Origin of the sequence: Leucobacter exalbidus, assembly GCF_017834145.1 — a bacterium.
Classification (GTDB): domain Bacteria; phylum Actinomycetota; class Actinomycetes; order Actinomycetales; family Microbacteriaceae; genus Leucobacter; species Leucobacter exalbidus.
On record NZ_JAFIDA010000001.1, the window covers coordinates 520,035 to 540,171 of the forward strand.

13 protein-coding genes are annotated in these 20,137 nt (G+C 63.7%); 3 read left to right on the forward strand and 10 right to left on the reverse strand.

The annotated features are described in order from the left end of the window. Positions 1-38: 38 nt before the first annotated feature. The 4 genes from rapZ to JOF28_RS02400 all read right to left on the reverse strand — a co-directional run bounded on the left by rapZ (position 39) and on the right by JOF28_RS02400 (position 8,076). Complete coding sequence (rapZ, locus tag JOF28_RS02385; RefSeq protein WP_209704304.1) at positions 39-917, reverse strand: RNase adapter RapZ; 879 nt, start codon at positions 915-917, stop codon at positions 39-41. Then, positions 914-2,893: an excinuclease ABC subunit UvrC gene (uvrC, locus tag JOF28_RS02390; RefSeq protein ID WP_209706709.1), complete on the reverse strand. Its 1,980-nt coding sequence runs from the start codon at positions 2,891-2,893 to the stop codon at positions 914-916. The genes rapZ and uvrC overlap by 4 nt, the downstream gene beginning before the upstream one ends. A 38-nt stretch (positions 2,894-2,931) precedes the next feature. Further along, positions 2,932-5,814 (reverse strand): excinuclease ABC subunit UvrA, encoded by a 2,883-nt coding sequence (gene uvrA, locus JOF28_RS02395; protein WP_425342482.1) that lies wholly within the window; start codon positions 5,812-5,814, stop codon positions 2,932-2,934. 402 nt (positions 5,815-6,216) lie between these two features. Further along, positions 6,217-8,076, reverse strand: a complete 1,860-nt coding sequence (locus JOF28_RS02400; RefSeq protein ID WP_209704306.1) for an HNH endonuclease signature motif containing protein — start codon at positions 8,074-8,076, stop codon at positions 6,217-6,219. Positions 8,077-8,306: 230 nt separating this feature from the next. On the opposite strand from JOF28_RS02400, the gene JOF28_RS02405 reads away from it, so the two are divergent. Continuing rightward, positions 8,307-8,792, forward strand: a complete 486-nt coding sequence (locus tag JOF28_RS02405) for a GatB/YqeY domain-containing protein (RefSeq protein WP_209704307.1) — start codon at positions 8,307-8,309, stop codon at positions 8,790-8,792. Between the two features lie 263 nt (positions 8,793-9,055). After that, positions 9,056-11,146 carry an excinuclease ABC subunit UvrB gene (uvrB, locus tag JOF28_RS02410; protein ID WP_209704308.1) on the forward strand — a complete coding sequence of 697 codons (2,091 nt, stop codon included), beginning with the start codon at positions 9,056-9,058 and terminating at the stop codon, positions 11,144-11,146. Positions 11,147-11,357: 211 nt separating this feature from the next. Here uvrB and JOF28_RS02415 read toward each other — a convergent pair whose 3' ends face one another. The 5 genes from JOF28_RS02415 to JOF28_RS02435 form a co-directional block, all read right to left on the reverse strand. Beyond that, positions 11,358-12,755, reverse strand: a complete 1,398-nt coding sequence (locus tag JOF28_RS02415) for a sugar nucleotide-binding protein (RefSeq protein WP_209704309.1) — start codon at positions 12,753-12,755, stop codon at positions 11,358-11,360. Positions 12,756-12,757: 2 nt separating this feature from the next. Further along, entirely contained in the window at positions 12,758-13,759 is a 1,002-nt protein-coding gene (gene rfbB / locus JOF28_RS02420) for a dTDP-glucose 4,6-dehydratase (protein ID WP_209704310.1), read from the reverse strand. A gap of 126 nt (positions 13,760-13,885) precedes the next feature. Next, complete coding sequence (locus JOF28_RS02425; protein WP_209704311.1) at positions 13,886-14,821, reverse strand: glycosyltransferase; 936 nt, start codon at positions 14,819-14,821, stop codon at positions 13,886-13,888. Positions 14,822-14,823: 2 nt separating this feature from the next. Further along, the gene (locus tag JOF28_RS02430) at positions 14,824-16,857 is read right to left on the reverse strand and encodes a DUF6541 family protein (RefSeq protein ID WP_209704312.1); all 2,034 of its coding nucleotides are present in this window, start codon (positions 16,855-16,857) and stop codon (positions 14,824-14,826) included. Next, positions 16,854-17,678 (reverse strand): glycosyltransferase, encoded by an 825-nt coding sequence (locus tag JOF28_RS02435; protein ID WP_342452056.1) that lies wholly within the window; start codon positions 17,676-17,678, stop codon positions 16,854-16,856. The genes JOF28_RS02430 and JOF28_RS02435 overlap by 4 nt, the downstream gene beginning before the upstream one ends. 24 nt (positions 17,679-17,702) lie before the next feature. On the opposite strand from JOF28_RS02435, the gene JOF28_RS02440 reads away from it, so the two are divergent. Next, positions 17,703-18,740 (forward strand): glycosyltransferase, encoded by a 1,038-nt coding sequence (locus tag JOF28_RS02440; RefSeq protein ID WP_209704313.1) that lies wholly within the window; start codon positions 17,703-17,705, stop codon positions 18,738-18,740. 120 nt (positions 18,741-18,860) lie between these two features. On the opposite strand, the gene JOF28_RS02445 is transcribed toward JOF28_RS02440, so the two are convergent. Next, positions 18,861-20,135 (reverse strand): lipopolysaccharide biosynthesis protein, encoded by a 1,275-nt coding sequence (locus JOF28_RS02445; RefSeq protein WP_209704314.1) that lies wholly within the window; start codon positions 20,133-20,135, stop codon positions 18,861-18,863. Positions 20,136-20,137 lie beyond the last annotated feature (2 nt).

A 20,137-nucleotide genomic window follows, 5' to 3' on the forward strand; every position in this document is an offset into this window, starting at 1 on the left:
CAGGAAGGCGAAAAATTGGGCGCGGGTGTGAACGCGTCTTATTCGCGACCGAGGTCGCGATGGCGCAGACTAACGCTGACACCCGGAAGCCCTGCAAGGCGATCCGCGAGTTCGCGGGCCGTTGCAACCGAACGGTGCTTACCGCCGGTACAGCCGACTGCGAGCGACGCATGCCTTTTGTTCTCGCGCTGGAATCCCGCGAGGACTGGCGTGAGCGCCGCGACGTAGTGGTCGAGGAACTCTGCCGCGCCATCGCGACTGAGTACATAGTCTTTAACCTCGGCATCAACGCCGGTGAGCGCCCGAAGATCAGGCTCCCAGAAAGGATTGGGTAGGAACCGCATATCAACCATCAGGTCGACGTCGGTGGGGGCGCCGTATTTGAACCCAAAGCTGACTACCGACAGCTGCAGGCCAGGCGTATTCTCGTCAGAGAACAGCTCGCGCGTCGCGGTGGACAGATCGTGCACGTTGTAACGCGACGTATCGATCACCACATCACTCGAAGCGCGCAGCTCTTGTAGCCGCTCGCGTTCGAGTCTGATGCCCTCGAGCAGGCTCCCCGATTCACCCTGTAGGGGGTGGGGCCTGCGCACCGCTTCGTAGCGGCGCACCAGAATCTCGTCGGTGGCATCAAGGAAGACGACGCGCACGGTGGCGGTTTCACGCAGCTGGGCGACGGTGTGCTGAATGTCAGCGAACAGGTCGCGACCGCGCACATCCACCACGGCCACAATGCGTGGCAGGGCCCCGCCTGAGCGGTCGGCCATATCGGCGAGCGTCTTCAACATTGCAAGCGGCAGGTTGTCTACGACGTACCAGCCGAGGTCTTCAAGCGTGTTTGCGACGGTACTGCGACCGGCACCAGACATGCCGGTGACGATAAGAATCTCCTGTTTTGAGACTGGCTCGTTCACTCAGCACCTCCCTCGTTTGTTTGCAATGCTTCATCAATCTTAGCGTCAGCCGCGCCCCCGTGTGAGCCGTTCACGTTCAGGTGACTAAGAACTACATCTGCAAGTGACTCGCCGAGACCCGGCACGGAGGCCAATTCATCGCGCGAAGCAGCCCGCAAACGCGTCACCGATCCGAAATGTTTCAGCAGCGCAGTGACGCGCTTCGGCCCGAGACCTGGAATTTCGGCGAGCTGACTGGAAATTGACGAGCTGCGACGTTGACGCTGGAAGGTGATGGCGAAGCGGTGGGCTTCATCGCGCACGCGCTGCACCAAAAACAGCGCTTCGCTGGTGCGCGGCAGGATCACGGGGAAGGGATCTTCGGGAATCCAGACCTCCTCGAGACGTTTGGCGATGCCGCAGAGGGTGATGTCATGAATATCGGCCTCGGCCAGGGCGCGGGCCGCCGCTTTCACCTGCGGTTCGCCGCCGTCGACGATGAGCAGCTGGGGGCGATCGCGGTAGATGCCGCTGGGGGCCGCCCCCGCCGCTTTCGCAGCGTTCAGTTGCGCCGCACGCCGCGACACCACCTGATAGATCGAGTCGGTATCGTCGGTGGTCTGCTCAATGCGGTACTTGCGGTAGGCGCCCTTCGCGGGCAGCCCATCTTCAAACACGACGAGTGACGCCACGACGCCGGTGCCCTGCAGGTGCGAAACGTCAATGCACTCGATGCGCAGGGGCGGTTCGCTCATATCGAGGGACTGCTGCAGCTCGGCGAGGGCGTCGGTGCGCGCGGTGATATCGGCCGAACGCTTGAGTTTGTAGCGCATCAGGTGTTCGCCGGCGTTGAGCACCGCGCGTTCAAACAGCTGGGCTTTGTCGCCGCGCTCGGGCACGTGCACGCTCACCTTGCCGCCGCGGGGTCGCTTCAGGCTGAGCGCGGCTTCAAGCTCGGGCTGATTCGCGGGCGCCTGGGGCACCAAAATCTGCGCGGGCGGCACCCGGTCGCCGTCGTACGCCGACTGGATCACCTGCTCAAGCAGCGTGGCTGGGGAATCATCGAGCTCAACATCGACGATCCAACTGCGTTCGCCCCGGATCCGGCCCCCGCGCACAATAAATTGATGCGCGGCCGCCGCCAATTCATCGGAGCGCAGCCCAAAGACATCGACGTTCACGTCGTGCCCGAACACGATTGAGTTTTTCTCGAGCACGTGTTCGACGGCGCTCGCCTGATCGCGCAGGCGAGCCGCTTCTTCGTAGCGCTGAGTCGCCGCCGCCTCACGCATGCCTTGTTGCAGGGCGCGCAGGTGACTCGTGTCGCCGCCGCTTAAGAACGCGACGAGTTCTTCGACGCGTGCCCGGTGCTCCTCGAGCGTCACCTGGCGCGAACAGGGGCCCGCGCAGCGACCAATCTGGCCCGCGAGGCAGGGTTTGCCCGAGCGCATGGCGCGCTTGTAATCGGCGTCGTTGCAGGTGCGAATGGGAAAGGCCTGCTGCAGCAGCGCGGTCGTTTCTTTCAACGCCCACACTTTGGGGTACGGGCCAAAATACTTGGCGCCGCGAATCTTCTCGTTGCGCGTGATGGTGAGGCGCGGGGCCTCCTCGCGCAGGGTGACGGCCAGGTACGGGTAGGTTTTGTCGTCTTTGAACTGGACGTTGAAGGGCGGCTTGAACTCGGTGATCCAGGTGTGCTCGAGCACGAGCGACTCGGTGTCGGTCGCGACCACCGTCCAGTCGACGCGCGCCGCGAGCGCGAGCATGCGCCGGGTGCGCGGCATCAGGGCGTGCAACGGCTGGAAATAGTTCGAGAGCCGTGAGCGCAGGTTCTTCGCCTTGCCGATGTACAGCACGCGCCCGTGACGGTCGCTGAAACGGTACACCCCGGGGCTGGTGGGGATCTCGCCCTGGGCAGGGCGAAACTCGTGGCGCCGGTCGGTCTCGCCGAACGGCCCCACGCCATCACCCAGGCCTTCGCCCGCGTCCTCGCCCATCCCCGAGCTCACTCCCGTATCGGAAGTTAGGCCCGAGTTCACGCTGAGGCTTTCGCCCGCCCGTGCAGCACCTCAGCGAGGAAGTGGCCGGTGTGGCTGTCGGGATGCTTGGCGAGCTGCTCGGGGGTGCCCTCGGCGATGATCATGCCGCCGCCCGAGCCACCCTCGGGGCCCAGGTCGATGACCCAGTCGGCGCTGCGAATCACGTCGAGGTTGTGCTCGATGGTGATCACGGTGTTGCCCTTGTCGACCAGGCCGTTGAGCACGAGCAGCAGCTTGCGCACGTCTTCGAAGTGAAGCCCCGTCGTGGGCTCATCGAGCACATAGATGCTGCGGCCATTGGAGCGCTTCTGCAGCTCGGTCGCAAGCTTCACGCGCTGTGCCTCGCCACCCGAAAGTGTCGTGGCGCTCTGGCCGAGGCGCACGTACCCCAGGCCCACGTCCACGAGGGTCTTCATGAAGCGGTGAATCGAGGAGATCGGTTCGAAGAACTTCTCGGCTTCGGCGATGGGCATATCGAGCACCTCAGAAATGTTCTTGCCCTTGTACTTCACCTGCAGGGTCTCGCGGTTGTAGCGCTTGCCACCGCAGGCCTCACACGCGACGTACACGTCGGGGAGGAAGTTCATCTCGATCTTCAGGGTGCCGTCACCCGAGCAGGCCTCACAGCGGCCGCCCTTCACGTTGAAGCTAAAGCGACCGGGCAGGTAGCCGCGCGTCTTCGATTCAACAGTCTCGGCGAAGAGGTTGCGAATCTTGTCAAAGACGCCCGTGTAGGTGGCGGGGTTGGAGCGCGGGGTGCGACCGATGGGTGCCTGGTCGACGTGCACGACCTTGTCGAGGTGCTCGAGGCCCGTGATGCGGGTGTGCTTGCCCGCGACGAGGCGAGCACCATTGAGCTGGTTGGCGAGCACGCGGTACAGAATGTCGTTGACGAGGGTGGATTTACCCGAGCCTGAGACGCCGGTGACCGCGGTCATGACGCCAAGGGGGAAGACCGCGTCGACGCCCTTCAGGTTGTTCGATCGGGCGCCGACGACCTTCAGCTCGCGCTGCTTGTCACGCTTGCGGCGCTTCTTGGGGGTCTCGATCTCGCGGCGCCCGGCGAGGTAATCGCCGGTGATGGAGCGGGTGTTGCTCAGCAGTTCGGCGTATTTGCCGGAGTGCACGACGGTGCCACCCTCGACGCCGGCCCCGGGACCGATGTCGACGATCCAGTCGGCGGCCTCGATGGTTTCTTCGTCGTGTTCGACGACGATCAGGGTGTTGCCGAGGTCGCGCAGCTTGATTAGCGTCTCGATGAGGCGGCGGTTGTCGCGCTGGTGCAGGCCGATCGACGGCTCATCGAGCACGTAGAGCACGCCGGTGAGCCCTGATCCGATCTGGGTTGCGAGTCTGATGCGCTGGGCTTCGCCGCCCGACAGGGTGCCGGCGGCACGCGCCAGTGTAAGGTAGCCCAGGCCGACCTCGATGAGGAAGTTGAAGCGCAGCCGAATCTCGCGCAGCACCTGGGCGGCGATCTTGGCTTCACGCTCGGTGAGGGTGACCTCGTCGAAGAAACGCTTGGCGTTCTCGAGGCTAAACTCCCCCACGTTTGCAATGGATTCACTGTTGATCGTCACGGCGAGCACTTCGGGTTTGAGGCGCTGACCGTTACAGGCGTGGCAGGGCACCTCACGCAAGAATTCGCTCCACCGGTCACGCTTGGTGTCGCTTTCGGCTTCGGCGTACTGGCGTTCGATGAACGGAATCACGCCTTCGAACCCCGAGCTGTACTTCACCTCGCGGCCGAAACGGTTCTTCCACCGCACGTTCACCTTGAAGTTGTTGCCGTAGAGCACGGCCTGCTGCACTTCTTCGGGCAGGCTCCCCCACTGGTCATCGAGTGAGAACTCGAGATCTTCAGAGAGACCCCGCAGCAACTTGTCGTAGTACTGGTAGAGGCTCTTGCCCTGGCTGGTCCAGGGGATGATGACGCCTTCGGTGATCGACAGCTCGGGGTCACCCAGCACGAGGTCTTCGTCCACCGACATGCTGGTGCCGAGGCCTGAGCAGGTGCCACAGGCGCCAAAGGGGGCGTTGAAGGAGAAGGTGCGCGGCTCGATTTCGGTGAGCTGCACGGGGTGCTGGTTGGGGCACGAGAGGTGCTCGGAGAACTGCTGGGTGCGCTCGGGATCTTTCGCGTCGAGGTCGACGTAATCGATGGTGACGATGCCGCCCGCAAGCTTCAGGGAGGTTTCGAGGGAGTCGGTGAGGCGACCGAGGGCATCGGGGCCGGCGACGAGGCGGTCGACGACGACCGAGATCTCGTGCTTTACCTGCTTCTTCAGCTTGGGCGGATCGGAGAGCTGAATGAGGTCACCGTCGACGATGGCGCGAGAATAACCGGTGGCGGCGAGCTCTTGGAAGAGATCAACGAACTCACCCTTTTTCTTGACCACCACGGGGGCGAGTACCTGGAAACGGGTGCGCTCGGGCAGCTGCATGAGGCGATCGGCGATCTGCTGCACGGTCTGGGCGGCGATCTTCTCACCGCACTGGGCACAGTGGGGTACGCCGATGCGGGCCCACAGCAGGCGCATGTAGTCGTAGATTTCGGTGATGGTGCCGACCGTTGACCGCGGGTTGCGGTTCGTGGACTTCTGGTCGATGGACACGGCGGGGCTGAGGCCCTCGATGAAGTCGACGTCGGGGCGATCTACCTGGCCGAGGAACTGGCGGGCGTAGGCGCTCAGGGACTCGACATAGCGGCGCTGCCCCTCGGCGAAAATGGTGTCGAAGGCGAGGCTTGATTTCCCACTGCCCGACAACCCGGTGAACACCACCATCGAGTCACGAGGAATCTTGAGGTCCACGTTTTGCAGGTTGTGGACGCGGGCCCCCTGAACGCTGATCTGCGCGTGCGCGGCAGAGGAACGGATAGGGGCTGGGGTGGCTGAAGTGCTTCGCGAGGTCACAAATCCATCTTAGGCCTGCGCAACCTGAGTGGTCGAACATATCTACGAATATTTCAAGGGAGCTGTCAGCAACGGGAAGAACTCAAAGAAATGGGCGTGGGCTTTGGGCACCGCGATAAAAGTGGGCAACGGCCGTTCTCGAGCAGGCGGACGCATACCTACACCTACACCTACACCTACACCTACACCTACACCTACACCTACATGCCTACGCCCATACCAACTACCTGCGCCGGATCAGCATCCACCGTCCCCTGCGGGCTGACCGCCATGCTTTGCATGCAAGCTGCTCTGGCTACACACCCAGGACCACCGTTGGCCATCGTGCTGGGCAGATCTAGGCAGAGTTCTCTGGCCGAAGCGAATTTAGGGTCTTGCCTCGCCCGATCGCGGCTCACGTCCACTGGTCTCATCGCTTATTCGGGAGTGACCGGTTCTCGTTTTGTCGGCCGCGGTCGCTGCGGCTGCAGCGTGGGTTCGCGCCCTGGTGTTTCCACCGAGGGGGCGTAAGCCGCGCCATGTCTCGGGTGGCACCATTTGGGGTGGCCGGCTGCGGCCCGGCCTGAATCTTACCGAGGGTTGCGCGGTGCCGCTCCACGCATAAGCCCTCGCGGCCCTGATGGGGAGTTCGATCGCATCTTCGGGCGCTCCCCCTGGTGGATGCAGGACGAATGGTTCGCCACGAGGATTTCTGGTGTTGGTGTTGGCACCGTCGTCGCCACCGCCACCGCCACCGCCACCGCGGGTGATTTTCCAGCCGTTGTGGTGGAGTTGCATGTGGTGGAACCGGCACAGCAGGATTCCTCGATCAATATCGGTGCGGCCGCCGTCGGCCACCCACGCATTAATGTGGTGGGCCTCGCAGTAAGTTGCGGGCCGGTCACAGCCCCGCCATCTGCATCCCCCGTCGCGCAATGAAAGTGCGATGCGTTGTTTCGGGGTGAAGAGTCGCTGCTCACGGCCTACGTTGAGGGGGTTGCCGGCCCGGTCGGTAGTGACGGGCACGATGCCCGTGTTGCACACGGTGCGGGCCGCAACCCCGACCGGAACCGGGGTTCCGTCATCCTCGAGGAATGCGGTGTCAGCGCGGGTATCGGTGTCGGCGCCGGTATCGGTGTCGGCGCCGGTATCAGTGTCGGCGCCTGTGTCAATGACGCGCACGACCCGAACTCCGGCTTGGCGCACGCCAAATACGTCTTCGACCGTGGCCAGGGTGCCACCCACCAGCACCTCGATGAGGAGGTCGTGGGTGAGCTGCTCGTTGCTGCGGGGATCGTCACGCAGCTCAGCTGCTTGTGCCTTCTCGGCCGGGTTCACGAATGAAGGGCCGCCCCTGCGGGGGCGCATGGCCGCGTCGATGAGGCTGCGCACCCAAGCCGCCGATTCATCATCAAAGGTAAATGAGCCGTGGTGCACGCCCTTCGCGTCAACCCACATGCGAAGCGAGCGGGCCTCGTATCGGTCAGAGAATCGCTGTTCGGCCCCCTCGGGGTCGAGTTTGTCGCGCACCGCCCGAGCCGTCTTACGCAGCTCCTCGACCGTGCGAATCGGCGCTTCGTCAAGCAGGTGTTCGACCGCGAGGCTCCACGCCCCATGAAACACTGCCACCGCCCTGCACATCGCTTCTTCATCTGAGACTTCGCCCGAACTCGCTGCTTGTTCGCCCGCCGCCGTAGCGGCTGCCTTTACCGCCGCGACATCAGCTTCAGTGGGCGTGGGCGGGTCGCCCAGCCCCACACGAATCGCGCTGTGTTGATCGGAGGTAATCTGCATGGCACTGAAGGCCTGATCAAGCGCTGCGTGCCAACTCGCAGCTGGTTGCTCACCCGGTATCTGCTGCGACTCGGTGGCTTCACCCTCACCGCCCCCGTCGACGGCCACAGCTGTTTCGAGGAGGGATTGCCCCACCCGAACCTCGCGGGCGGCCTGCGCGTTACTTACCCCTGTGATCTGCTGCACCAGGGAAACCGCATTGCGGTGGCCGCGGGACTGCGCCACCCCGCTGTGCCCCATTGCCCGGGTGGAACGCTGAGCCACCACTCCCGAGGCCGTGATCTGAATGCGCTCGGCCGCACGCGTGAGCGCGGCCGCCCGTTCGAGCACCGCCACCAAATCAGCGTCGGAAAGTTGCTGCATTTCGGCGGGCATCGACGCCGCTTCTGGCACCTCGTGGATCAGCTGGCAGGCCGCCGCCAGCTGATCGAGAAGAGAGGTGCTGAAGTTCATGTTTCCATGATCGCATCACCCTCAGACATTGCGGGATCTGTCGATTTTCTGGGGGCGGGATGGCCTGATCCGGGACCGTTTTGCCCAGTTTCGCAGCCCGTTCCATGCCAGGCGACACGTGAGCGCGATAATCTACACAGGGTGTCGTGGTGACGCACTCGACGCGTTCGTTCGTGCCGAGCGAGCTGCCGCGCGCGCAGGCAAGATTCACCAAATTGAGGAGATCCCACGTGGACCTGAAAGCAGAACTGACCATTGCGCAGCGCACAGCTATGAAAGACCGCGCCGCGGCCGAGCCCGGCGACGCAAAGGACGCCGCTGAGCGCCGTTTGCTGGCTATTCGCTCGGCTCTTGGCGCCCTGGGCGAAGCAGAGACCGCCGGCAAGGCACGCCACGAGCTTTCGGCCGAAGAGCAGATTGCGGTCGTGAAGAAAGAAGTAGCGAAGCGCGAAGCAAGCGCCGAAATCTATGACGGCGCGAGCGAGCCTGAGCGCGCCAATAACGAGCGCCTTGAGGCTGAGGTGCTGCGGGCGTTCCTCCCCCAGGAAACCAGCGAGGACGAGGTGCGCGCGTTCGTTGAACGCATCGTCGCCGAACAGCAGCTGGCGGGCCAGGGCGGCCGGGCCATCGGCGTCGTAATGGCGGCGCTCAAGGCAGATTTCGCGAACTTCGATTCGCGCTCGGCGGCAAAGATCGTGCAGACCGCTACCAAGTAGCTGAAGGAACCCCGCTCACGAGGCGGTGCGTTCAGGGCGCGCGGGAACGCCGCCTGTTTCGCGTGGGTTTGCATCGGTGGGAGCAGGGCCTCGGGCCAGCTCCCACCGGCATACTCAGCACATCGCACGCAGAACGAACGCACGCACGCAGCAGGCACGCACCAGAACACAGAACACACGCACGCACCCAGCGGGCCAACAATTGACCGCGCTTTTCGTCACTTTTCGGTCGCCCGTCAGGGGTGTTCGGTAGGCTCTCCCCCATGGAACCCACGCGCAGTGTTCGGCCCTTTGAAGTGGTCTCAGAATTCGAGCCCAGCGGCGATCAACCTGCCGCCATTGAGCAGCTGACGCAGCGAATTAATGCGGGCGAGACCGACATTGTGCTGCTCGGTGCCACCGGTACCGGTAAGTCAGCAACCACTGCCTGGCTGATCGAGCAGGTGCAGCGGCCGACGCTCATCTTGGCGCACAATAAGACCCTCGCGGCACAGTTGGCCAGTGAGTTTCGTCAGCTGATGCCCAACAACTCGGTCGAGTACTTCGTCAGTTATTACGACTATTACCAGCCCGAGGCCTACGTGCCCCAGACCGACACCTTCATTGAGAAGGACTCGTCAGTCAACGCCGAGGTAGAGCGGCTGCGCCACTCCACCACCAATGCGCTGCTGAGCCGCCGCGACACCATCGTCGTGTCGACCGTGTCGTGCATATATGGCCTCGGAAAGCCGGAGGAATACTACGAGGCCATGGTGCCGCTCGCGGTCGGTGACCGACTCGATCGCGACGTACTGCTGCGACGCTTTGTCGATATGCAGTATCAGCGCAACGACATCGAGTTCGTGCGCGGCAACTTTCGGGTGCGTGGCGACACGGTCGAGATTATTCCGATGTACGAAGAGCTCGCCATCAGAATTGAGTTCTTCGGCGACGAAATCGAAGCCCTCTACTACCTGCACCCCGTGACGGGCAATGTCGTGAAGCAGGTCGAGACGGTCTCGGTGTTCCCCGGTTCGCACTATGTGGCCAGCCGCGAAGCCATGAACCGTGCCATAGGTCAGATCACCGACGAACTCGATATTCGTTCTAGGGAGCTGAAGCAGCAGAACAAGCTTGTCGAAGAGCAGCGGCTGCGCATGCGCACTACGTTTGACCTCGAGATGATGGAGCAGATTGGTTTCTGCTCGGGCATCGAGAACTATTCACGCCACATTGATGGCCGTGAGCCCGGCGAGGCTCCGCACTGCCTGCTCGACTACTTCCCCGATGATTTTCTCGTCGTCATCGATGAGTCCCACGTCGCTGTGCCCCAGATCGGCGCAATGTACGAGGGTGACTCATCGCGCAAGCGCACACTCGTCGATCACGGCTTCCGTCTGCCCAGTGCACTCGACAACCGGCCCCTGAAGTTCTCGGAGTTTCAAAAGCGCGTGGGTCAGGTCGTCTACCTCTCGGCTACCCCGGGTAAGTATGAACTTGAGCGCGCAGACGGTGTCGTAGAGCAGATCATTCGCCCCACCGGCCTCATCGACCCCAAGATCATCATCAAGCCTTCCGAGGGACAAATTGATGACCTGCTCGAGGAAGTACGCCTGCGTGCTGAGCGTGACGAGCGCGTGCTTGTCACCACGCTCACCAAGAAAATGGCTGAGCAGCTCACCACGTTCATGGAAGAGGCTGGCGTGCGCGTGCGCTACCTCCACTCTGACGTTGATACGCTGCGCCGCGTTGAGCTGCTGACCGAGCTACGCGCCGGTGTCTATGACGTGCTCATTGGCATCAACCTGCTGCGTGAGGGCCTCGACCTTCCCGAGGTGTCACTGGTATCGATTCTCGACGCCGACAAAGAGGGCTTCTTGCGCTCTTCAACCTCACTCATTCAGACGATCGGCCGCGCGGCCCGTAACGTCTCTGGCGAGGTACACATGTACGCCGACAAGATCACGCGTTCAATGAGCGCGGCCATCGAGGAGACCGACCGTCGCCGCGAGATTCAGGTCGCCTATAACCTCGAGCACGGCATCGATCCGCAGCCGCTGCGCAAGAAGATCGGTGACATTACCGAGATGCTGTCGCGCGAGGCCGCCGACACCGAAGACGTGCTGTCTCGTTCGGGCGCGCACGCACAGCGCAAGGGTGCCTCGCCTCAGCGGGCGAAGGGCAAGAGCGCTGCCCGCGCCGGAGCCATCGCCGGCGAGGGTGCAGCGAAGCTCGAGGGTCTCATCTCAGATCTCAACGAACAGATGCTTGCGGCCGCCGATGAGCTGAAGTTTGAGCTCGCCGCGCGTCTGCGCGATGAGGTTTCTGAGCTGAAGCGCGAACTGCGCAGCATGGACGCGGCCGGTCACCTCTAGGCCGTGGTACCGCATAAAGCCGCACTGACCAGCGCTTTATGCGGTCAAGAAGTAAGTTACACACTGTAACAGTGTGATGCTCTCGCGAATGTGAATGCGAGTGCGAGCGCCCCACACAGCACAACGCCCGCGGTACCAGATCGATCGATCTCGTACCGCGGGCATTGTCTTGCCTAGCCGCCGCTGACGCGGCTCGCGAGGCGCCGGAGCGTTACGCGCCCTGCGCCAGGTACGCGGCCAGCGCGTCTGCGGCCGTGCGCGGCACGAAGCCCGTCGCCTCGATCTTGTCGAGGGCGAGCGTGCTGTTCAGCGGGCGAGGAGCTGCTTCTTTACCCTTGAAGTACTCGGCCGTCGAGGTGCCCGAAACGCGTGATGCGTCGTGGCCCGTCAGTTCGAATACGCGTGCGGCGATCTGTGCCCACGATTCAGCGGGGCCCTCGTTGGTGAGGTTGTACGTGCCATACTCGGGGCGCGCCTGCAGCAGGTGCGCGATACCCGCGGCAATATCCTCGGTGAAGCTCAGGCGGCCCACCTGGTCGTTGACGACCGCGGGATCGATGCCCCGTTCGGCGAGCGACGCCATGGTGCGTACGAAGTTGTTGCCATCGCCAATGACCCAGCTCGTGCGCACAATGTAGTGCCGCGGCAGGGTCGCCACGATGGCGTCGGCGGCGGCCTTCGTCTGCCCGTACACGCCCAGGGGCGCAAACGCGTCAGTCTCGGTGTATGACTCGCGGGTGCCGTCGAACACGTAGTCGCTCGACACGTGCACTACGGTAATGCCACTGCCCGCCACGGCGGCCGCGAGCTTCGTGATGCCCGTGACGTTGGCAGCCCAGGCCGCGGCGCGACCCTCGGCGGTCTCGGCGACGTCGACCGCGGTGTAGGCGGCGGCGTTGATCACCGTGTCGTAATCTGCAAAGCGCACCCCAGCGAACGGATCTGCCGCCTCAAGGTTGACCTGGTCGCGCCCGACGAAGTCGGCCTCGGGCATCGCAAGACGCAGCGCCCGGCCCAGCTGGCCGTTCGCGCCGAGCACGAGCGTGCGCTTCGGCTTCATCGGCGTGACATCGGCCAGGCGCGGGTGCGCGAGGTCTTTATCACTGCGCTCAGCGTTCTCGAGCGGGATCGGCCACTGAATCGCGGCCGTCTCATCTTCGAGGTTCAAGAAGGTGTATTCACCCTGCGCTTCGGCGCTCCAGTGAGCGTTGACGAGGTACACGTACGCCGTGTTGTCCTCGAGCGTCTGGTAGCTGTTGCCCACGCCCCGGGGCACAAAGATTGCGGTTGAGGCGTCGAGCTCGGCGGTGAATACCTCGCCGAAGCTGGGGCCCTCGCGCAGATCAACCCAGGCGCCGAAGATCTTGCCGGTCGCCACCGAGACAAACTTGTCCCAAGGCTCAGCGTGGATACCACGCGTGGCACCGGTCTTGTCGTTGAACGAGATGTTGTTCTGCACCGGCCCGAAGTCGGGCAGGCCCAGTGCGGTCATCTTCTCGCGTTGCCAGTTTTCTTTGAACCAGCCACGGTTATCACCGTGCACGGGCAGGTCAAGCAGCACCAGGCCGGGAATGTTGGTCTCGCGCACCGAGAGCTGTTTTGCCGCCATGGTTACTGACCCTGTTCCTTGTACTTGGCTTCGGTGTGCGCCTTCTGCGGCTGCCACCACGACTCGTTGTCGCGGTACCACTCGATGGTGGCGGCGAGGCCCTGTTCGAAGTCGGGGAACGAGGGCTGCCAGCCGAGCTCGGTGCGCAGCTTCGTGGAGTCGATGGCGTAGCGCAGGTCGTGACCCGGGCGGTCGACCACGTGATCGTAAGCGTCGATGGGCTGGCCCATGCCCGCGAGGATCATCTCAAGGACATCCTTGTTGTTCTTCTCGCCGTCGGCACCAATCAGGTAGGTCTCACCCATGCGGCCAGCCTCGACGATGCGCAGCACCGCTGAAGAGTGGTCGTCGGCGTGAATCCAGTCGCGCACGTTCAGACCCGCACCGTACAGCTTGGGGCGTTCACCCACCAGGATGTTGGTGATCTGACGCGGGATGAACTTCTCAACGTGCTGCCGGGGGCCGTAGTTGTTCGAGCAGTTCGAGAGCGTGGCCTGTACACCGAAGGAACGCACCCAGGCGCGCACGAGCAGGTCACTGCCGGCCTTCGTCGATGAGTAGGGCGACGAAGGGTTGTACGGGGTGTGCTCGGTGAACCGCTCGGGATCATCGAGCTCGAGGTCGCCGTACACCTCATCGGTGGAGATGTGGTGGTAGCGACGATCATGGCGGCGCACGGCTTCAAGCAGCGTGTACGTGCCAATGATGTTGGTATCGAGGAACGGCTTCGGGTCGTGCAACGAGTTATCGTTGTGCGACTCTGCGGCGTAGTGCACGACCACGTCTGACTGAGCGACAAGCTCGTCGACGAGCTGCGCGTCACAGATGTCGCCGCGCACCACTGAGACGCGCGATTCGGGCAGGCCCGACAGCGACGCTGCGTTACCCGCATAGGTGAACTTGTCGAGCACCGTCACGATGTCGTCGGTGTTGTTGACAAGGTAGTGTACGAAATTCGAGCCGATAAAACCGGCACCACCGGTCACGAGAATCTTGCGGGCCACGAGGCTCCTCCTGAGTTAATATGGTGCGGAATCACGGAAACTGATTCACGCACGAGCGTTTTTTATACTACCGGAGTGCCTGTGAGCACGCCGATGAGGTACAGCGGTGAACGGAACTTGCCCGTTTCAATTTCCGAGGGCGTGACGCAGCAACCGCCCCGTCGCCTGAAACCGGCCACGCACCAGGGTGCCCGGCACGAGGGTGGCCGCGTGAGCGCGTGAGGTGAGCCTGAGATGCGCCGCGCGCACCGTGCGCCGCCATCCCCGCTCGCCTGCCAGCGATGCCGCCAGCGCGTAGTAGGCACGCTCCCCTGCGAATCTGGTGCCCTCGGTGAGCGCGACCGATGAGGCGCTCTCATCGTGCCGGCGGTATTCGAAGACGAAGTCGTCGGGGTCGCTGGCCGGCAGCACGAGCAGCGCGGCCCCGTCGAAGAACATGTCCATCAACAGCGCGAGGTCTTGAATGACGGCAAAACCGTCACGGAAGTCGTGGCGCTGCAGGGTCTCGCGAGCAAAGCACAGCGATGGCCAGTAGAGCCAATCGCCGCGCAGCAGGCTTGCCCCGAGCTGGTCACCGGCCAGCAGCACCGGCGCATGAGACCGCGGGCGCAGCAGCCGCTGCTTCACCGAGTCCACGAGCGAGGCCGCAGGCGCACCAGCGTCATCGATCACGTGCACGGCGGGCTGAATGATGTCGGCTTCGGGGTGTGCGGCGCCTGCGGCAAGCAGGGTGCGCACGTACCCGGGCAGCAGCCGGTCATCGTTGCCCATGATGGTGACGAGTCCGCCGGTCGCCAGCTGCGCGCAGGTGCGAAAGTTTGCCGTGATGCCCTCGTTGACGGGCTTCACCATCGTCGTGATGCGCGAGTCATTCAGCGCCGCGAGTTCAGCGAAGTACGCCAGCGTTTCGCTCCCCGCGGCACCCGATGTAGCGTCGTCAACGATGGTGAGTCGCCAGCGGTCGTCATGCTGCGCGAGCACGCTCTCGACGGCGAGCCGCAGGTATGCGGTGTCTCCCCAGTGCGGAATGAAGATGTCGAGGAATGGCTGCTGATCACTCATCGTTATTCCTGCCCCTCGCTCTGGGGGCCGCAACCGACGATGCGATAGAGCTTGGCTTTGCCCTCTTGGTCCACGAGTTCAAAGGCCGGCGACTTCGACAGCCCCGTAAGACCTGGGAAGTCGTGGTGAGCGCCGTGCACCTCACGTTTACCGAAATCGAGCACGTACTCGGCGTTCTCGGCCTCAACAGAGTCGCACACCTCGTTGCCCGGAGCCATCTGGTTCAGAGCACCGTTGAGCACCAGAGCGTCGGGGGTGAAGTCAACCATGACGTGGGGCATCGTGACCCAGCGATCGGCGTAAGCGTATGCCAGGCCTGATCCGGTCCAGCCATTCGTCACGATCGTGGCATCTGGCTCAACGTGCTCATCGAGCCGTTCGAGCAGTGCCAGCTCATCGATGGAGAGTAGCGGGGCTTTCTCGGTGAACTGGTAGCTCTTCCATGAGCGCTCGATCACGCGGTGCAGCTGGGCGCTGCTTTGCACGCCCACGAGCACCAGCGCCGCAAGCACCGCGGTGATCGCAATCGAGAGGCGGCGGGCCTGGTTGCCCGCGCCGGCGCCCGCGGCAGTTTCGCTGCCCCGACGCACCCACCCTACGAGCCGCTCGATCAGCCAGCTCGCGCCGAGCACCGCAAGCGGCAGGGTCGCGAACACGGTCATCGCTTCGATGCGGGGCACGTTTTGGTACCACACACCGGTGAGCCAGAATCGGGCGCCGCCCAACGACCACACGGGCACGCTCGCCACCGTCACGTAGAGCCCCGCGGCCACCACGTACATGCCGAGCACGGAGATGTCGGTCTTGCGGTGACGAATGAGCGCGACGAGCACGCCCACGAGCACGAGCACGCCGAGCACAACCGGAATGAAGCTCTGATCGAGCTCAGAGGTCACGAAGTCTTTCGTCGCCCCAAACAGCGAGGTGATATGCCACCAGGTCGCCTGTTCCTTGGGTGGGCGAATCTTCAGCAGCGCCACGAATCCCGCGGCCAGAAAGAGCGCGAGCACACCCGCCACCTTCAGCGGGCTCTTCGAGGCGCGCAGGGCGAACCAGCCCCACGCGAGCACGATCGGCACGCAGAACGCGAGCAGCGCCATCAGCGCCCCCGGGTGCGCGAGCGCGATCCCGGGAATCAGCCCCAGCAGCAACAGCCACCGGGTGGGCAGCGCGAGGTTCAGCGCATCGCGTTCGAAGCGGGTGAGCCCGAGCACCACGGCCAATGCGACGGGCACGAGCGAGAACCCCAAAAACATGGGGTACAGCACGCCGTAGTAGGTCATGAGCAGCGGGAAGACCGCAAATCCTGCGGAGACTGCGCCGCTGACGAGAGTGACCGCGAGCCCGGATCCCCAGAGGGTGCGCGACAGCAATACCGCACCTGAGACCCAGATCAGCGCGGCGACCGCGGCGATCGTGGCCGTCGTCGCCACGGCGACTGACGCACCGCTCATCAGCACAACGAGCGAGACGAGGGCGTGCCACCCCGAGGGGTAGAAGCCGAGGTTGCCCGAGGGCGAGTTCATCAGGCCGATGGTGAGCGGCGAGGCGTCTTTCGTGTCGAGCACGAACTGCACGGCGTTGAGGTGGAAGATGTTGTCGAACGTTTGCGAGATGTTGCTCGGGTCACCGATCGATTGCGTCACCCGCCAAAACATGATGGCGCCGCCGATGACCAGCACCGCGGCGGTGACGATTCCGAACGCGCGTGAGCCGAGCCGAATCTCGTGTCGGCTCTGGGCGTCATCTGCCGCGGTGATACGCAAGGCCGATTGGCTGAACCATACCCGGGCGCACAGCCACACCACGGCGGCGAGCACCACGGCGAAGCCGGCGACCGTGGCAATGTTCCAGGGCAGCCCCACGAGCGACAGCACCACCGAAGACATCGCGATCGACGACACCGAGATGGGGCCTGCGGCGGCCCACAGCCAGAGCCCGCGCAGCTGCAGCACGAAGCCGATCAGCAGACCGGGGAGAAGCACCACTGCGGCCGCGGCCGACAGTGTGGGGGCGATGGCGAACCAATCGGTCATTTACCGGCCTTCGGGGTCAGGTGTTCGTTGTGTAGTGAGCGACGCCTGCGCGCCTCTCGAATCATGCGAAAAACAAGGAGGCGAGAGCGCAGCACCATGGGAAGTGATCTGGGCTTGGATGGCGAGGTGTTGTCGTCGTGCAGCCTGCGGTAGGTCGACACACACTCAAGGTGGGTCATGCTCCCGGCGAGATTGCCGCAGATCGCGATCCACAGGTCGTGTGATTCGTGCAGCCAGGCGGGGAATGGCAGCACCGTGTCGGCAAACGATCGCCGCACGCCCATGGCGCAGCCGAAGTACGGCATGATGCCGAGCGTCACACCGAACACATTGCGCAGCGGCGCGCGCTTACCCACCCGGGGTAGCCGCCACTCGCGAATGCCCAGCGGCCCCTGAATAGGTCGCCCGGTGCTGGCGGCCTGCCCGTTCGCGTCAACGCCCAGCAAATCGAGGTTCGATGCCACAACGTCTGCGTGCTCGAGGGCGGCGCACAGTTGGTCTACGCGACCGGGCGCCCACAGGTCGTCTTGGTCAGCGAGTAAGAGGTACTCCCCCGTTGCCTGCGAGAGCGCGCGTTCAAAGGTACGCACGTATCCCTGATTGCTGGGCTGCTCAATCACGGTGATGCGTGCGTCGGTGAAGCCGCGAATCACCTCTAGGGTGCGGTCGGGCGAGGCATCGTCAACGATTACGAGTTCGTCACGGGGGCCGAGCTGATCGAGAATGCTCGAGATCTGCTCAGCCACAAACTTTTCGCCGCGATACGTTGCGATGCACACAGACACCGATGCTCGGGGCGTGGGCTCTAAAGGTTCAGGCACGTCAACCAGGATAGAGTAGGTTCGATGAAAGACGTCACTCCACACTACTCAGGCGATCCCGCCGTTGAGGCCTCGACGGACGCTGCGCGCGTTCGCTCCGCAGCTCACCGGGTGGTTGCGATCGTCACCTCTTTTCGGCCCGAGCCCTCGCTACTACTGCACTGTGAATTGCTCGCCGAACAGGTGAAGCAGATCGTTGTCGTAGATGACGGCAGCGGTGCCGCGGCCGATGAGGTACTCACGCAGCTGCAAGCGCAGGGCGTGCGTGTCGTGCGACAGCCCGAGAACGCCGGTATCGCCGACGCCATCAATCTGGGGTACGTCACGGTGGCCGATTATGACCCCGAATTGGTCATCACCTTCGATCAAGATTCACGGGTGACTCCGGGTTTCGTGGCCGCGCTCGTTGAACATTTTGACCGCAGCATGGCTAACGGCCTCAACGTTGGCATGGTTGCCCCGCAGTTCTTCATGGGCCTCGCGCAGACCCATATGCCGCAAAAGCGGGGATTTCTTGAGGCATATCAGCCTATTCAGTCGGGCCTACTAATGCCCTACGCCGCGATTCGTCAGCTCGGCCCGCAGCGCGGTGAGTTCTTTATCGACTCTGTCGACACTGAGTACTATCAGCGCGCCATTCGCCAGGGCTACGACTGTGTCTGTGCCCCCGCGCTGAACATGCCCCACAGCCTCGGGCACATGCTGAACGTGCGGGTGTTTGGCCGGTTCCTCGTGAACGGCGCCGGTAACCTGCGCTCGATCTCGGTGAGCAGCCCGTTTCGGTATTACTACCGTGTGCGCAACCGCATCATCTTGAACCAGATGTACTTGCTGCGTTCTCCTCGCCGCGTGCAAATGCTGCGCGATACGTTCTGGGAAATGATGCACTACGGCTTTGCCTGGTACTGCTCGCGCGGCAAGGGCGCGTATCTCTCGGTGCTGTGGGCCGGTCTCAAAGCTGGCTTGGCGCGCCGCATGGGCAAGATTCCCGATGCCGTCGCCGAAACCTCACGCAAGGTGTCGTGGAAGCACGCCGCGGCTGCCCGCGAGGATCGCGCGTAACCAACTGACTGCGTGATGTGCTCGGGGCTCCCGGCACATCACGCACCGGATCCGGGCGCCCCGTTGTCCGGATCCGGGCGCCCCGATGCTCGGGCGCCCGATATTCGGACGCCCACAGGTTTACTCGCCGGTGGCTTCTTCGCCGGCAGCTTGCTGACCGGCGGGTGCTTCGCTGTGCGCGCTGTCTCCCAGGCGCATCTGCACGATGGCCTGCGGCAACAGCACCGCGAAGATCAAGCACTCTGAGAGCGCGAGGCCTGCGGCGATGCCTGCCGATGATCCGGCGATGCCCAGCGTGATCATCATCGCGAGGCCAAACATCGCAGCAACGGCGGTCGCCCCGAAGACGCGGCGAAACTTGCCCGCTGGGATCATGATGTTGCGAATCAACGGGGTCGTCGCCGAGATGAAGAACAGTGACGCGCCGAAGAAGATCGACTGCGCGTGCGTTGCCGCCACGTTCTCGCCGAACACGAGCCCGGTCACCCAGGGTGCGAGCAGCGCGATCGCCGCGCCGCCCACGAGCCCGAGGGCCGCGTGAGAATAGATCGCGGCCAGATGGCGCTTCAGCCGGTTGACCACGTTCGGTTCGAGCACCCAACCCTGAAATGCGTCGCCGAGCGCGGCGACCGACATGATGGCAATGCGGTAGAGCTTCTCGGCCGAGCTGAACGTACTCGCGTCAGGGGCGGCCAGCGATGCCGTGGCAATCGGCACCGGGGTCGAGCCATACGAGTTGCCGGTGAAGTCAATCAGCGCCGTGGGCAGCAGATACCGCAGGGATTCGGCGGTGCGCGAGACCGAGTAGCGCTTCTTCTCTGAGCCACGCAGAATCATGCGCGAGAACAGGATCACTGATCCCAGGCTCACCAGAATCAGTACGACCGGGTAGATCCACACGAGGCCGGTGATCCAGATGAAGGGGATCGCCGCGAACGAAACGATGATGCGCGGGATGGCGTCGTAGATGCCCATGAGCACGGGCTTACCGATACCGATGCAGAACCAGTTGGGGCTCAGCCCCACGAGCACACCCGAGATGGCCATCAGCACCGCTTCGAGCTGAAACGATTCAGAGGTGATGACGAGCGTGATGATGACGGCGGCGGGCCCAAACACCATAAACGTGGTGAGTCTGGTGTGCAGGCTCTCGCGGTAGATGTTCTGCCGCTCCCCCTCGTCTGCGGTGGTCGCGATGCGCACCGGCCCCAGCACACCCCAGCCAAACAGCACGCCAATCGCCGCGAGCACGCCGATGGACTGCCCGGCGGCGTAGTTTGCCCAGCCTGCGTCACCGACGGTGCGCGAGATGATGGGCAGAATCAGAAACGGCGCGATCAGCGAAAGCAGCGGAAAGCCGGTGAACCCGGCGAGCCGCTTAAAAACGGTTTTCATTG